This window comes from Pseudarthrobacter sp. NPDC092439 (genome assembly GCF_044754945.1).
GTDB lineage: Bacteria > Actinomycetota > Actinomycetes > Actinomycetales > Micrococcaceae > Arthrobacter.
The window spans coordinates 15,728-29,873 of record NZ_JBIVQB010000007.1 but is presented as its reverse complement, the minus strand read 5'-3'; the positions used below and the strand labels follow the sequence as shown (position 1 = coordinate 29,873).

The 14,146-nt window shown below is 68.0% G+C and carries 14 protein-coding genes; 2 read left to right on the top strand and 12 right to left on the bottom strand.

Features of this window, described 5'->3' with window-relative positions:
- Window positions 1-209 precede the first annotated feature (209 nt).
- From ACIQCM_RS13860 to ACIQCM_RS13845, 4 genes are all read right to left on the bottom strand, one after another.
- Window positions 210-1,445, bottom strand: coding sequence for an ABC transporter substrate-binding protein (locus ACIQCM_RS13860; protein WP_400608218.1), 1,236 nt, complete (start codon window positions 1,443-1,445; stop codon window positions 210-212).
- A complete protein-coding gene (locus tag ACIQCM_RS13855) occupies window positions 1,442-1,657 on the bottom strand; it encodes a cold-shock protein (protein ID WP_400608220.1) in 216 nt (71 codons plus the stop codon). The genes ACIQCM_RS13860 and ACIQCM_RS13855 overlap by 4 nt, the downstream gene beginning before the upstream one ends.
- A gap of 98 nt (window positions 1,658-1,755) precedes the next feature.
- Window positions 1,756-2,385 carry a LytR C-terminal domain-containing protein gene (locus ACIQCM_RS13850; protein ID WP_400608222.1) on the bottom strand — a complete coding sequence of 210 codons (630 nt, stop codon included), beginning with the start codon at window positions 2,383-2,385 and terminating at the stop codon, window positions 1,756-1,758.
- A 47-nt stretch (window positions 2,386-2,432) separates the two neighbouring features.
- Entirely contained in the window at window positions 2,433-2,762 is a 330-nt protein-coding gene (locus ACIQCM_RS13845; protein ID WP_400608224.1) for a DUF3263 domain-containing protein, read from the bottom strand.
- A gap of 155 nt (window positions 2,763-2,917) precedes the next feature.
- On the opposite strand from ACIQCM_RS13845, the gene ACIQCM_RS13840 reads away from it, so the two are divergent.
- A complete protein-coding gene (locus tag ACIQCM_RS13840) occupies window positions 2,918-3,688 on the top strand; it encodes a uracil-DNA glycosylase (protein ID WP_400608226.1) in 771 nt (256 codons plus the stop codon).
- Window positions 3,689-3,715: 27 nt separating this feature from the next.
- Entirely contained in the window at window positions 3,716-4,555 is an 840-nt protein-coding gene (locus tag ACIQCM_RS13835; protein ID WP_400608228.1) for a siderophore-interacting protein, read from the top strand.
- A gap of 16 nt (window positions 4,556-4,571) precedes the next feature.
- Here ACIQCM_RS13835 and ACIQCM_RS13830 read toward each other — a convergent pair whose 3' ends face one another.
- From ACIQCM_RS13830 to ACIQCM_RS13795, 8 genes are all read right to left on the bottom strand, one after another.
- Window positions 4,572-6,137 (bottom strand): threonine/serine exporter ThrE family protein, encoded by a 1,566-nt coding sequence (locus ACIQCM_RS13830; protein ID WP_400608230.1) that lies wholly within the window; start codon window positions 6,135-6,137, stop codon window positions 4,572-4,574.
- Window positions 6,138-6,187: 50 nt separating this feature from the next.
- Complete coding sequence (locus tag ACIQCM_RS13825) at window positions 6,188-7,501, bottom strand: peptidoglycan bridge formation glycyltransferase FemA/FemB family protein (RefSeq protein WP_400608232.1); 1,314 nt, start codon at window positions 7,499-7,501, stop codon at window positions 6,188-6,190.
- Between the two features lie 90 nt (window positions 7,502-7,591).
- A complete protein-coding gene (locus tag ACIQCM_RS13820; RefSeq protein WP_400608234.1) occupies window positions 7,592-8,662 on the bottom strand; it encodes a lipid II:glycine glycyltransferase FemX in 1,071 nt (356 codons plus the stop codon).
- A gap of 176 nt (window positions 8,663-8,838) precedes the next feature.
- On the bottom strand, window positions 8,839-9,318 hold the full coding sequence (locus tag ACIQCM_RS13815; RefSeq protein WP_400608235.1) for a Dps family protein: 480 nt from the start codon (window positions 9,316-9,318) through the stop codon (window positions 8,839-8,841).
- A gap of 186 nt (window positions 9,319-9,504) precedes the next feature.
- A complete protein-coding gene (locus tag ACIQCM_RS13810; protein WP_400608237.1) occupies window positions 9,505-10,053 on the bottom strand; it encodes a hypothetical protein in 549 nt (182 codons plus the stop codon).
- 230 nt (window positions 10,054-10,283) lie between these two features.
- The gene (locus ACIQCM_RS13805) at window positions 10,284-10,586 is read right to left on the bottom strand and encodes a DUF4193 domain-containing protein (protein WP_400608238.1); all 303 of its coding nucleotides are present in this window, start codon (window positions 10,584-10,586) and stop codon (window positions 10,284-10,286) included.
- A gap of 121 nt (window positions 10,587-10,707) precedes the next feature.
- Window positions 10,708-11,976 (bottom strand): MFS transporter, encoded by a 1,269-nt coding sequence (locus tag ACIQCM_RS13800; RefSeq protein ID WP_400608240.1) that lies wholly within the window; start codon window positions 11,974-11,976, stop codon window positions 10,708-10,710.
- Window positions 11,977-11,983: 7 nt separating this feature from the next.
- Window positions 11,984-14,086, bottom strand: coding sequence for an elongation factor G-like protein EF-G2 (locus ACIQCM_RS13795; protein ID WP_400608242.1), 2,103 nt, complete (start codon window positions 14,084-14,086; stop codon window positions 11,984-11,986).
- Window positions 14,087-14,146: the final 60 nt, after the last annotated feature.

Genomic DNA, 14,146 nt, shown 5'->3' with positions numbered 1-14,146 from the left:
ACCGGCGGCCTCTGTATGCCTCCGGAGGCGGACCTCACTCCAGTTAGGTGTTTCTCGCTCCTCGCCCGGTGCTGCGCCGCCGGGGGCCGGCATTGCTTTAGCAGTCGGTACGTCAGAGTGCTAAGTCAATAATTAGCACTCCCCCGGTGAGAGTGCAAGCGAAAGCGGACCCGGAGCGGGCCGCGTGGAGCGTTCTTTGCGGAGCGCGGTCAGCCGCCCGCCCTGCCTGCGGTCTCGCTTCCGGTGGGCGCCGGATTGTTGTCCGCCCCGTAGGTGAAGACCATGAAGGAAGCGGAGGTGATGTCTCCGTTGGCGTCGAAGGCAATCGGGCCGGATTCGCCGTCGTAATTGATCTCCCCGCCGCCGGACAGGCCGGCTAGGCATTCCTTGTACGCCGTGCACGCCGCCTCGGATCCGCCGGAGACGGCAATCAGGTTCGCGGCGATGGACCGGCCGGCGTCGTCCTGCGCATGCGCGGCTGCGAGCGCGGAAAGAGTGACGGCGTCATAGGTCTCCGCGGCGAAGGACATGTCATGCAGCCCCTTGTCCACCTCGAGGATGCGGCCCTGGAACCCTGCCGCTGCCAGCTTTCCGGGAACCACCGCACGCGCCCCGTCCAACGCTTTGGCCGCCAGGGCCCCGCCATACCGGGCGAAAGCGCCGTCGCTCAGGATGATCCTGGCGCCGTCCACCCCGGCGTTATTCAGCTCCGCCAGGGCACCCTGCGCCCCGTCGCGGGCAATCAGGATAACCGCACCGGAGCCCTCGCCTGCCTTGGCAGCCGCAGTCCCGGCGTCGCCGGGGCTGAAGGATGCGGTAGCCCCCACATCCAGTCCTGCCTCCTCGGCGGCGCGGACGACGGCGGCGGACACGTCACCGCCATAGGAACCTTCCTGGTGCATCACCGAGACACGGTTGGCACCTGCTTCCTTGGCCAGTTTCACGAGGACCGGAGCCTGCGCGATGTCCGCGGGGGCGGTGCGGAAGTAGTAGCCGCCGCTCTTGGCGCTGCTTAGGCCGGCGGCGGTGTTGGCGGGCGAGACCAGGGGCGTCCGGGCGCGGGAGAGGACGTCGATGACTGCCGGGGCGTTGCTCGAATCCGTGGGGCCGATGACCACGTCCGCCTTGAGCGTGACGAAGGTGTTGGCCTGGGCCGCGGGGTCCCCGCCCGGCGTGGCGGGGAGCAGTTCCACGGGCCGGCCCTTGTGCCCGCCGCCGGCGTTGATCTCCCGCACGGCCAGTTCGGCGGCTGCGAGTTGGGGTGCGTTCAGGAAGGCATTGCCGCCGGTGTTGTCCAGGAGGAGGCCGATGCGCAGGATGCCGTCGCCTGATGCCTCCGCGGCCTCGGTCCGGGCGTTGCCGGGCACCGCCGTACAGGCCGCCCCGGGCAGGGCAGTGCAGAGGACTGCGGCAAAGAGTGCGTTCCGCTTGAACCGGGCCTTCATTCGACTGGCCGGACGCTTTCGGCCTGCGGGCCCTTCTCACCCTCGCCGACTTCCAGCTCCACACGCTGCCCTTCGTCCAGGGCCCGGTAGCCTTCGCCTTCGATGGCGGACCAGTGGACAAAGATGTCATCGCCCGAGCCGTCAACGGTGATGAAGCCGTAGCCCTTTTCAGCGTTGAACCATTTGACGGTTCCCAATGCCATGATGACCATTCTTTCGGTTGAATCCGGCAGTCCACGCCGTTGTGTGCCGTCCGGCCCGGACCAGGGCCTGGAATGTACTGTAGCCAATGCCGGCCGGGGTGCGCGGCTTAGGCATACCCCGGTCCCAGGACCACCACCAGCGGGGCCTGGAATTCGGTGCTGCTTACCACCGTGGGGATGCCGAGCAGTGCAGCCAAGGCCTCGGCGTTGGCCCGCTGGGCCTCGCCGGCGTAGAAGATCACGGACGCCTGCTGCGGGGCGCCGGACCAGTTGGCCACCTCGCCCAGCGGCCAGCCGTCTGCCTGCACAGCGGTGCCAACCCGCCCGGCAAGGCCCGCGGTTCCGGCGGCGTTGTAGACGGCAACCGACTGGGTCTTATCCACGGGCACAGCCGTTTCAGTGGGTTCCGGCTCGGCGCTGGCGGTGGCCGACGGCTTTGCCGTGGCGGACGGGGTGGCGGATTCGCTGGCGGTTGCCGAGGGTGCCGCCGAAGCTGAGGGCGATGACCCGGTGTCCGCCAGGGGCGCCTCCACGCTGGAAGAGGCCTGCCCCAGCGGGCTGAATCCCAGCTTGGGGAGGATCAGGAAGGCCACGGCGCCAATGGCCAGCGCCACGGCGCCTGCCGCGAGAATGGGCCAGAGGCGGACGCGCGACGGCGGCGTGGCCGCCCGGTGGACGCCTTGCCGCGAAGCGGCCTCCGGGACCTTGTCGAATTCATCGCGGGCATATTTGGGCATGGAAGACAGTCCTTGTTGATTGCTGATGCGGGCTCAGCCTGAGCGAATTACGCGTCCGAACCCAGGCGCCGCGCGGTGCGGGCGCGCTGGCGTGACGTACGTAGTCTACGCAATCTCTTGACCAGCATGGGATCGTGCGCCAGCGCATCCTCGGTATCAATGAGGGCATTCAGCAACTGGTAATAGTGCGTGGCGGAGAGGTCGAAAAGCTCCCGGATCGCCTGTTCCTTGGCCCCTGCGTACTTCCACCATTGGCGTTCGAGGGCAAGCATCTGCTGGTCGCGCTCACTCAGGGGCGAATCCCGCAGGGTGAAGTCCGCCAGGAGTGCCTTCCGCGGTTCCTGCTCCGGCAGGTATTCGCGCGCTGGCTCCGCCACGGCATGCTCCTTCAATCGTTACGGTCGCTGCTTTTGCTTGCCGGTGCGGCAAATGTCCTGCCCCCATGCTACGGAGGAATAACAGCCTTGTCATTCGGCACGCGCCCCGTTCCCCGGCCGGCCTCCCCAGGCAGCGGCCCTGCGAGAATGGGAGCGTGTGGGATTCAGATGCGTTGTTCGACCTCGCCGCGGAGCCGGCGGACACCGAAACCTTTGCAGCCTTGGCGCAGAGGCCGCTCGAGGAGCTCGTGGCCCCGGACTGGGCGGAGGCACTGGCGGGCGTCGAGGACAGGCTGCGGAGCGTGCTCTCCTTCCTGGCCACGGAAGTGGCTGCCGGGCACCCGGTCCTGCCGCCGCCGTCGTGCGTGCTCCGGGCCTTCCGCCGGCCGCTTGCTGCCGTGAAGGTGCTGGTGGTGGGCCAGGACCCGTATCCCACGCCCGGGCATGCGGTGGGCCTGTCCTTCTCCGTGGACGGCCGCACCCGCCCCATTCCACGGAGCCTGGCAAACATCTACCGCGAACTGGAAGCTGACCTCGGAATTCCGCCGCGGACCCACGGGGACCTGTCAGCGTGGGCGGAGCAGGGGGTGCTGCTGCTGAACCGCGTGATGAGCGTGCGCGCGGGGGCAGCGGGCTCCCACCGGGGCAAGGGGTGGGAGGAAATCACGACGGCGGCAGTCGCCGCGCTGGCGGCCCGCCGGGGTCCGGACGGGGCCGGGTTGCCCCTGGTCGCCGTGCTCTGGGGCAAGGACGCGGAGGCCGTCCGGCCACTCCTGCCCGGTGTGCCGGCCGTGGCCAGCGCCCACCCCAGCCCGCTGTCCGCATCCCGGGGGTTCTTCGGCTCGCGGCCGTTCAGCAGGGTCAACGGGCTCCTGCAGGAACAGGGCGCGGCCGGCGTAACCTGGGAGCTTCCCCCTGTGCCGTGAGCCCTGCCTCTGGCTAGGCTGAATCCCATGAGTAGCCTTCCCGCCGCCACGAGCGCCACCAAGCAAAGCCGCCCGCAGATCAATCTCACGGTGCTGCGCCGGGAGCAGTTGTCTCCTCATATGGTGCGGATCGTCGCCGGCGGCGAGGGCTTCGCTGACTTCCTCAACAACGGATACGCGGACCGGTATGTGAAGATCGTTTTCCCGCAGCCCGGCGTGCGGTACCCGGAGCCGCTGGACCTGTGGCAGATCCGGGAGACGATGCCCAGGGAGCAATGGCCGTTTACCCGGACCTACACGATCCGGTGGGTGGACGAGGCCGCGCGTGAACTCGCCATCGACTTCGTGGTGCATGGCGATGAGGGGCTGGCCGGTCCGTGGGCTGCCCGTGCCGAGCCGGGTGATCCCTTGACCTTCACCGGCCCGGGCGGCGCCTACAACCCCTCGCCCGATGCGGACTGGTACCTCTTCGCCGGCGACGAGGCTGCGCTGCCGGCCATTGCCGCCGTCCTGGAGTCCCTGCCTGCCGGTGCCGCCGGGCTGGCCTTCCTGGAAGTGGATTCCGACGCCGACATCCAGCAGCTGCGCGCGCCCGCCGGGGTGCGCATCAGCTGGCTCACCCGCGACGGCTCACCGGCGGGCAGCGGCAGCCGCCTTGTGGACGCGGTGGCGGACGCCGACTGGCCCGACGGGCGCGTGGACGTCTTCGCCCACGGGGAACGGGGATACATGAAGGGGCTGCGCCAGGTCTTCTTCGAGCAGCGCGGGCTGGAACGCAGCCAGGTGTCGCTGTCCGGCTACTGGGCCAAGGGCCGGGTGGAGGACGTGTTCCAGGCCGAGAAGAAACTTCCGGTCGGGCAGATCTGAGGCTTCGTCCGGCGCTTCAGCGGCGGCGGGCGCGCCGGCGTTCGTTGCTCGCAAGGCTGCGCGTCAGCGGGCGGGCGAGGGTATCGCCCAGCACAATTCCGCCGGCGGTGCCCAGGACGATCGCGCCGGCGTTGAGCATCCCTCCGGCGCCCAGCAGGATCTCGGCCTCCTCGATGGTGAGCACGTACATCGAGCGGAAGATGGTGAGGCCCGGCAGCAGGATCAGCGCCGCGGGCACGGCCACCACCAGCTGCGGCGCGCCCATCCGCAGCGCCACCACGCGTCCGAGGAGGCCGATCACCACGGCGGCGATGGCAGGCGAGAAGCGGTCCCCGATGCCCAGCGAACCGCTCCCCAGCAGGACGAGGTAGCCCGCCACGCCCACGGCCGCGGTGGGAAGGAGGAGTTTCCAGGCGGTCTGTTCGGTGACTCCGATGGCCACCACCGCCACGGCAACGAAGAGGACGAGGACCCAGAGGTCGTAGGCCGGCGGATAGGTTTGCGTGACGTCGATGCGCTGCATCCCGGTCAGCTCGCCCACTACGAAGGCGACGGCGATGCCGGCTACGATGGCGCCGAAGGTCAGCAGGGTGGAGAGGAACCGGCCGGCCGCAGTGACAGGGAAGCCGTTGATGGCGTCCTGCACGGAGGAGACCAGCCGGCCCGTCGGAAGCAGCAGGAGAATGCCGCCCACCACCACGATGGCCGGGGAGTTGGTGAGCCCGAACTGCCACAGCACCAGCGCCAGCAGCGTGACCACGAAGGAGCAGCTGGCCGTGATGAAGAAGTCCGGCACCCGCCACCGGCCCAGCTGGCGGGCAAGCAGGCTGATGCCGATGTTCGCCGCGAAGGCCACGGCCGAGGAGACGGGTCCGCCGCCCAGAACGCCCACGAACACGGCAGCGAACACACCGAAGGCCACGGTGACCATCCACCGCGGGAACGGCTTGGGGCTGGTGATGGCCTCGTCCAGCCGGCGGATGGCCTCGTCGCGGCCCACTCCCCCGGCCACGATGTCCGTCACCAGCTGGTGGACCTTGGCCAGGCCGGCGTAGTTGTTGGTCCAGGACCGGACTACGCGCAGCAGCGAAATGGGGGTCTGGTCCTTGGGCGCGTAGTTGATGCCGACGGACTGGTTGGTGATGTCCACCTCGATGTTCTTCAGCCCCAGCGCGGCGGTGACGGCGATAATGCTCGTTTCCACTTCGAGGGCGCCGGCACCGTACCGGAACATGGTCTCGGCAAGGTGCAGCACGAAGTCCAGGGTTTTGCGGGCGGAGGTGTCCACGCCGCCCACTTGGATCATCGGGTTGGCGTACGGGCTGCCGGCCAGCCGGTCCACGATGCTCAGCGGAGCCGTGGGCGGGCTCTCGCCCTGCACCAGCCGGCGCAGCATCTTCTTGGCCGCCGCGTTCTGCCGGACCTGGGAGGGGCTCAGCGGCTCGGTCCGGGGCAGGCCGTCGGTGGGCGGCCGGCCGGAGCGGGGCTGCCCGGCTGGCGCCTGTTCAGGGCGCGCCTGTTCGGGGCGCGCCTGTTCAGGGTGCGTCTGCTCTGGGTGCGTCTGCTCTGGGCGGTCGGTCATGGGTCCCTCCTCCCGGTACTGCGGCTCCGGTGCTGCGGTATGTTCGGCTGTCAGGCGCGCTTCAGGGGCAGCTTACCCAGAACGGTCCGGGCAGCCCCGGCAGCGGCACGGGCCAGCCGATTGGCGTGGAATACGGCAGGACGGACCGGCAACACGAAGTCGCCCACCAACTGGACCACCTCGCCGCCGAAGCCCTTCTTGAACTCGTAGCCGCCGTGGCCTTCCTCGTTCTGTCCGGAAATGCCGAACGTGCCGTAGAAGTTGTACCGCGGATAGCCTTTTTCCAGCGCGTGCAGCATCATGCCCCAATACAGTGACGTGGCACCGTTGAAGTAGATGTAGTCCTGGACGGTGCCGCCGATGACACACACCACCTCGTCGCCGTAGCAGACGAAATGGATGGCGGCCACGGTGGCAGTACCCACCGAATCCGGGAACCGCTCAATGTCCTTGAGGCTGCGCTCATAGCTGTCCACCAGGTCCTGGACCACCTTGAGCCGGTTGGCCTTCTTTTTGCTGCCGGTCTCCTCCACCTCACGCCGCAGCTCTGCGGCCGTGGCGCTCTCGGCAGCCAGGCGCTCCGTGATCGATTTCCGGTACGCCGGAATGTCGATCTTGGCCATCATCAGCTTGGTGAACTCGGGAGAGGTGGTACGGAGCAGCTGTTCGTAGTATTCGCGTTCCCGGTAGGTGAAACCCTTCTCCTCGCCGGCGCGGCTCAGCGCGGAGTAGAAATCGTCGAGGGTTTCCAGGCTGGCCTGTTCCAGGAACACCCCGTTCTTTTCCGCCTTGCGGATGGCCTTGCGGGTGCGGTAACTGGTGCCCATGATCAGCTCTTCGGCGTCCTGGATCCCGGTAAGATCCTTGACGAACATCCAGTTGACGTTCACGAAGTCCATCTCAAGACCCTGGTGAGCGAAACCCAGCCCGGACAGCGCGGCCACCAGCGGCCGGTTGTCTTCCGCCTCAGGGTGCTCGGCGCCGTCGGCATCACGGGCGATGTACTTCACATTAGGTGAGATCCGCAGCTCGGCGGCCCTACGCTTGGCCGCGTGCGCGCGGAGGAGTCCGACGACGGCACCCACCAATGCGGGGTCCGTGAAGTCCATCAGCGGTCCCTTGGCGCAATCGCAGACCTTGTAGCCCAGGCGGGTGGTGGTGTAGTTCAGCTTTCCCGCTGCCACCAGCTCACCGGCGCGGCGCACGCCGAAGAGCTCCACTTCCTGTCCCCTGGCGCGCTGGAAGCGCGCGAAGTCCACGGACTGCAGGAAGCTGTTCCGGGGGTGCTTCACGGCGAACGCTTCGAAGTCGGCGTCGCTGAGAAGGACGAACTCAAGATCGGTTGCTGCGGTGGCTGGATTCACGGGTTTACCTTCTTCGGGACTCTGATGCTGCGGGAGCGCGGGCGAGGATGTCACGGGCACGAATGCCTGGGTCGGCAGGTGGGCAGCCCGTCAGTAGAACTGCTGGCCGGTGCGGGCCGTCTCGATCCGGCGGAACACCCGTTCCCCGCCTTTCACCCACAGCGTGTGCCGCACGGGCGAGAGGACGTAATCATGGCAGCCCACGAAATCGGTAACGGACTTGGTGAAGCTGGTCTTGAACATACCCATCCCGTACAGGTTGTGCGTCTTGTCCTTGATCCGGGCAGCCGGCGGCGTGCCGCAGAAGTCGTACTCGGTGCACCCCAGCTCCTGCATGTGCCGGATGGCTGTCCACTGGACCAGGTGGGAGTCACCGTACTGTTTGCGGTTCTGGGTGGAGCCACCGTCCTTGTACGTGGCCTTGGCGCCGTAATTGATCACGAAGGCGCCCACGCTGGGCTTGCCGTCCTCATAGGTGAAGAAGAAACTGCCCTGGCCCCGGCTGCAGAATTCCTCCCAGAATTCGGCGTAGTACGCGTAGCTGCGCAGCGGCATGGAGCCCTTGGCGCTGACGGTATCCGCCATGAGCCCGTACAGGGCACGGTAGGTTTCCGGCCCGGGCTCGCGCCGCACCACTTCGCATCCTTCGCGCCCGGCGCGGCGGATGGCATTCCGGGCGCGCGAGGAGATCGCCTTGAAGACTGCCTCTTCCGGACCGGAGATGTCCAGGATGGCAGTGGAATCGTTGGACTGGATGTTCGGCGCTTTGACCAGTCCGGCAGCGGCAAGGTGTGCATGCGCCTCGGCGGAGTCCACGATGTCGGGTTCAACCTTGATGGTGAAGACGTTCAGTTTCCGTTCCCGGACCAGCGCCGCGCACGCTTCGAGGGCCGGCTTCAGGTCGGCTACGGCAAGGTCCGGGCCCTTGATGAGGTACCAGAGCCGGCCGAGTACGGGGAAGCGCTTTTCCAGCACCAGGTTGTAGCTGGCCTGGCCGCCGCACTCCAGCACCAGGAAGCGGACCGTCCAGCCGCTGCCGTTCTTCACCGAAGCGTACGCGGCGGACTGGAGCATGTTGCCGCCGTTGGGATTGGCCGTGACGTGCTTGTCCCAGTTTTCTGTTTCCTCGTCAGTGGCAAAGCGTGCGGTGAATTCTCGCAAGGGGGCCGTGTCCAATCGGGGTTGTGCGCGGTGTGGTACTCATGCTGCGTGCGGACATGCAGCCTCAAGTCTAAAGCCTGCCCTGAAACCCGAAGCGCTGTTAAATCCCGCACCCCCGCCCCGGGGACTTCCGGGAGCAGGGGTGCGGACCGGTGGTACGGGGTGGAGGGACCCGGCTACTTCGAGTCGGGGGTAGTGACGCTGGCCGTGGCCTTCATGGTTTCGGCGTTGACCATCCAGGCGAACTGTTCCAGCCGGGCGATGAACTCGTGCAGCAGGTCAGCGGTGGTGGGGTCTTCCTCGTCCACCTCGTCATGGACCTTGCGCATGGTTCCCACTGCGGCTTCGAGGGCGGCAACGATCCGGTCGATGGCGTCCTTGGTGCTGATCAGGCCGTCGGGGAACGGGGGCAGGTTGGTGGAGCCGGACACGGTGGCGCTGCGGCCGTCCGGAAGGGCATGCAGTGCGCGCATCCGTTCTGCGGTGTCGTCGGCGAACTGGCGGGCTGCGTCAACAATCTCGTCCAGCTGCAGGTGGAGGTCACGGAAGTTGGTTCCCACGATATTCCAGTGGGCCTGCTTGCCCTGCAGGTGCAGCTCGATCAGGTCGGTAAGCACGGCCTGCATGTTATTGGTCAGTGTCGGTGAAGCTTTCATGAGTCCTCCTCGATTAGTCCAGCAAATCTGAACCTACCAGCCGGACGGGCCACGGCAACTGGGCGGGCGGAAATTTCTCAGTGAGCTTACTAATTAACGCCGAGTCCGCCGTCGTACTCCCGCAACGCAAGGGTGCCGCGCCCCCTCCCCTGGGGCACGGCACCTTGGTGTGCGCCAGCGCAGCGGTCACCAGAAGTGCGCCACGTCCACCACCACCCGGGACCCGGTACCGGGCCCGTTGAGGGTGAAGACCCGGAACGGCAGGCGGGCGCGGACGCCCAGGCCAAGGGTCGTGTAGCCCTCGAAGCTGCCGGCCCAGGCCACCTGGCGGAACGTCTGGTAGCCGGAAACGTTGGTCAGCTCAGCCTTGTTGGCAGGGTTGTACGTGGGCTTGCCGTAGGCGTCATACGACGGCGCGTTGACCGTGATCTGAATCCGCGCCCCGCCCCTGACCGGAACAGGGAGGCCGGAGCCGTCCTGGACGACCTGGGAGACGTACCGGACGTTGTAGCCGGAGGCCGGCCCGTTGAGGTCCACCACCAGCCGGTCGAAGCAGTAATGCTGCCCCGTCCGGACGTTGGTGACCTGCGCACGGCTCATGTCCGGATCCGCCTTGGCCAAGGATCCCCAGACGAGTCCGCAATACGATGTGGTTGCCGAGGCGGGCCCCGGAACCATGATGCCCAGCCCTACAGCCATGAGAATGGCGGTGAGCCAGATGGAGAGTTTTTTCATTGTGGTGCCACCCATGTGCGAAGCGATTGGATAGCTCAAGCGTAGGAGCGTCGCAGGCCGCAGGCGAGGGCTGTGGCCGCTTCGGCGCGCAACCGTTAGGGAAGCGCCGGGCGGGTCACACGGCCATAAATACAAGGGCCTGCGGGGGCGTTCCGTCACCCTTTTGGGTGCCGTTCCTGCACCCCGCCGTTATGCGGATAACGGCGGCGGCATAGGGCCGGGCCCGGCAGTTACCCTTCGCAGTCGCGGCAGTATTTCAGGCCGCCTTTTTCGCGCGCCACCTGGGAGCGGTGGCGGACCAGGAAGCATGAGGAACAGGTGAATTCGTCGTCCTGCTCGGGCACCACGATGACGGTCAGCTCCTCGTTGGAGAGGTCTGCGCCGGGGAGGTCGATGCCCTCTGCGGTGTCGTTTTCGTCGACGTCGATGACTGCCGTCTGCGCGTTGCCGCCGCGCGAGGCCTGGAGTGCCTCCAGCGAGTCAGCCGGGGTCTCTTCTTCCTGCTTGCGGGGAGCGTCGTAATCAGTAGCCATGGCTTGTTCACTTTCGTTGCTGCGGAAACGCCATTTCAGGCGCGTCAGTGATGCAGTTTAGGCCATGGTCCCGGCCACCGCGCAATAGCGCACCAAACCGTCATTTTCCGCGTTCTCCCAGCTAGACGCCGGATGCCGGTCCCCGCGCGGCGTCGCCGGACGCAGTGTCCGCCGGTGCTCGGCGGCGCCGGCTCAGGAAGATGAAGGGCGCCGCCATCAACTGGAGCATGCCGGCCACGGCCAGGGAGGCGGGGTAGCCGTAGAGATCAGCGGTCCGGCCCAGCAGCGGCTGTGCCGCCACTCCGCCGGCTGAGCCCATCAGCGAGTCGAAGCTGAGCACCGTGGCCCGCTGCCGGGACGCGACCATCCCGTTCAGGTAGGCCTTCCGGACCGGTGTGCCGGCCGCGGCCACTACGGCCCAGAGTGCCAGAAGCACCAGAGCAAGCCAGAATGCGGGGGTGGCCACCAGTGCCACCAGGAGCAGGGCGCTGGTGATGCTGCTGGCCAGCACCACCGTGGTGCGCTTCCGGGCCAGGCCGCGCAGCCGCGGGGCCAGCCATCCGCCCAGGATGTCCGCGCCGGCAACAAGCGCCGCTGCCAGGCCTGCGACCGAGTATGCCCGGGGGTCGCCGAAGAGCGCCAGCAGGTAGGGCTGGAGGGCATAGAAGACGTAGAACCCTGCCCCTACGGTGAACGGCGCGGCGAGCATGATGTACCGGACGGGCGGGTTCCGGAGGCCGTTGTCCACCGAGGCCGCCAGGACTGCCCGGGTGGCCTGCAGGGGGCGGGGCGAACGCTCAGGCGTGAACCCGACGTCGTGCATCAACCGGAACGCGGCCAGGAACATCGCGGCCAGTACGGCGGCGCGCACGAGGAACGGAACGCCCAGGTCCGTGGCCTGCGCAATGACGCCCCCGGCCACGGAACCGGCAAGCATCGCAATGCCGGAGACCATCTGTCCCCGGCCCAGCACGCTTTCCAGGGCACCGTGGTACCCGGAAAAGTCCAGCGCATCAACCAGCCAGGCTTCCACGGCGCCGGAGAAGAAAGTGAAACCGAGGCCCAGCAGGACGGACACCGCCGCCCACCACCAAAAGGACGCCGAGACCTGCCACAGCAGGTAGTACAGCAGCGTGGATCCCGCGAGCGTAAGGGTGCCCAGGAGGAACGATGCCCGCCGGCCCCACGAATCCGCCACCACGCCGGTGGGCACTTCGAAGATCACCATGCCGGCCATGAAGAACGCATTGGCCGCGAATGCTTCCAGGTTGGTCAGCCCGGCATCGAGCAGGAAGAGCGTGTTGATGCCCCAGATGAAGGACGTGGCCAAGGTGTTGCCCAGCGTCAGCGCGAGGTAGATGCGCTGGATCCTGCGGGCTGCGGGATTCACCGGAAGCTCAGGCCGGGTTAAAGTTCGGCGGGACGGGTTCGTGCCGCAGGTAGCGCCGGCGGAACCGGCCCGTGCCGGCGGTCAGCGCACGCAGTTCGACGGCGTAGCGCAGCAGTTCCTGGTCCGGGACCTCGGCGCTTATTTCGGTCAGCCCGCCGCCTCCCGAGGTGGTCCCCGTGAGCCGGCCGCGGCGGCCGGAAAGGTCGCTCATGACCGTGCCCACGTGCTCATCCGCCACGGTGATCGCCACAGCGGAGACTGGCTCGAGCAGCTGGATGCTGCCCGCGGCGGCCGCTTCCCGCAGGGCAAGCGCGCCTGCGGCCTGGAACGCGGCGTCGGATGAATCAACACTATGCGCCTTCCCGCCCCGCAGGGTCACCCGGATGTCCACCACGGGGAAGCCCGCGGCGACGCCCTTCTCCATCTGCGCCCGGACGCCCTTCTCCACGGACGGGATGAAGCTGTTCGGGATGACGCCGCCCACGGTCTTGTCCACGAACTCGAAGCCGGTGCCGCGTTCCAGCGGCTCCACCTCGATGTCGCACACCGCGTACTGCCCGTGCCCGCCCGACTGCTTGACGTGCCGGCCGCGGCCCGCGGCGGGGGCTGAAAACGTTTCCCGCAGCGGGGTGACGACGTCCACGGTGTGCAGCTTCACGCCCTGGTCCCGCAGCCGGTCCAGGAGAACCTCCGCGTGGGTCTCGCCCATGCACCACAGCACCAGTTGGTGCGTCTCTGCGTTGCGTTCCACCCGCAGGGTCGGGTCCCCGGCGGCGATCTTGCCCAGGCTGCGGGCCAGCGCGTCCTCATCGCTGCGCGAGTCAGCTTCCACCGCCACGGGCAGCAGCGGTTCCGGCATATCCCACGTGGCCAGCAGCAGCGGGGTGTCCCTGGCGGAGATGGTGTCCCCGGTTTCGGCAGCACCCAGTTTCGCCACCGCGCACAGGTCCCCGGCGATGCAGAACGGAACCGGGCGCAGCGCAGCGCCAAGCGGGGAATAAAGGTGCGTGAGCCTGTCCTCGTAATCGTGGTCCTGGTGGCCGCGGTCCGCCAGGCCGTGCCCGCCCACGTGGACCGGGGCATCTTCGCGCAGCGTGCCGGAAAAGACGCGCACCAGGCAGATGCGGCCAAGGAAGGCGTCGCTGGATGTCCGCACCACCTCCGCGGCCAGCGGTCCGTCAGGGTCGCAGCCGGCCAGCTCCACGGGCTCCCCCGACAGCCCGGCGGCTTCCGGGAGGCGCCGCCCCGCCGGCGGCGGGAACGCCCGGACCAGCAGGTCCAGCAGTTCTTCCATTCCCAGCCCGGTCACCGCCGAGGTGGGCAGGATGGGAAAGAAGGAACCGCGGCCGACGGCGGTCTCCAGGTCGGCTGCCAGGGCTTCGGGATCGAGGTCCCCGCCTTCCAGGTAGCGGTCCATGAGCGTCTCGTCCTCGCTTTCGGCGATGATCGCCTCGATCAGCTCACCCCGGGCGGCTTCGTCTGCGCCGTCCCCGGCCAACAGGTCGGCCACCCCGGTGACCTCGCCGCCTGTCCGCACCGGGACGAAGAGCGGGAGGACGCCCTCGCCGAACGCCGCGCGGCAGGCGGCCAGGGCGCCGTCGTAATCTGCCCGCGGGTGGTCCAGGCGGGTGATGGCCACGGCGCGCGGCAGGCCCATGTGCGCGCATTCGTCCCAGAGCGCCGTGGTGGTGGCATCGATGCCGTCCACCGCGGACACGGCGAACAGGGCGGCATCGACGGCGCGCAGCCCTGCCCGGAGTTCGCCGATGAAATCCGGGTAGCCCGGCGTGTCGACGAGGTTGACCTTAACACCGTCGACGGACAGCGGCACCAGGGAGAGTGTGACCGAGCGCTGCTGGTGCACGGCTGCGGGATCCGAGTCGCCCACGGTGGTGCCGTCGGCAATCGAACCCTTGCGCGTGATCATGCCCCGGGCGGCAAGCATCGCCTCCACCAGCATGGTCTTGCCCGAACCCGAGTGGCCTACCAGCGCCACGTTCCGGATATCCGCCGGATCAGTGGCGGCCAGCCCGGCCGCATCCGCCCGGCGGGCGTCGGTGCCGCCCCGGCCCTGCGTTCTTGCCGCTTCCCTGGCGCCTTTAACGGACATGGGGACCTCCTGGGCTCTGCGGGCTCACCGGGCTGAAAGCTGTCTACTGATTCGACACCT

Excerpts from the sequence above, each read along its gene's own strand:
- ACIQCM_RS13855 (WP_400608220.1), bottom strand. The coding sequence starts at position 1,657 with ATGGTCATCATGGCATTGGGAACCGTCAAATGGTTCAACGCTGAAAAG.
- ACIQCM_RS13860 (WP_400608218.1), bottom strand. The coding sequence starts at position 1,445 with ATGAAGGCCCGGTTCAAGCGGAACGCACTCTTTGCCGCAGTCCTCTGC.
- ACIQCM_RS13835 (WP_400608228.1), top strand. The coding sequence starts at position 3,716 with ATGAGTAGCCTTCCCGCCGCCACGAGCGCCACCAAGCAAAGCCGCCCG.
- ACIQCM_RS13805 (WP_400608238.1), bottom strand. The coding sequence starts at position 10,586 with ATGGCTACTGATTACGACGCTCCCCGCAAGCAGGAAGAAGAGACCCCG.
- ACIQCM_RS13795 (WP_400608242.1), bottom strand. The coding sequence starts at position 14,086 with ATGTCCGTTAAAGGCGCCAGGGAAGCGGCAAGAACGCAGGGCCGGGGC.
- ACIQCM_RS13810 (WP_400608237.1), bottom strand. The coding sequence starts at position 10,053 with ATGAAAAAACTCTCCATCTGGCTCACCGCCATTCTCATGGCTGTAGGG.
- ACIQCM_RS13830 (WP_400608230.1), bottom strand. The coding sequence starts at position 6,137 with ATGACCGACCGCCCAGAGCAGACGCACCCAGAGCAGACGCACCCTGAA.
- ACIQCM_RS13850 (WP_400608222.1), bottom strand. The coding sequence starts at position 2,385 with ATGCCCAAATATGCCCGCGATGAATTCGACAAGGTCCCGGAGGCCGCT.
- ACIQCM_RS13815 (WP_400608235.1), bottom strand. The coding sequence starts at position 9,318 with ATGAAAGCTTCACCGACACTGACCAATAACATGCAGGCCGTGCTTACC.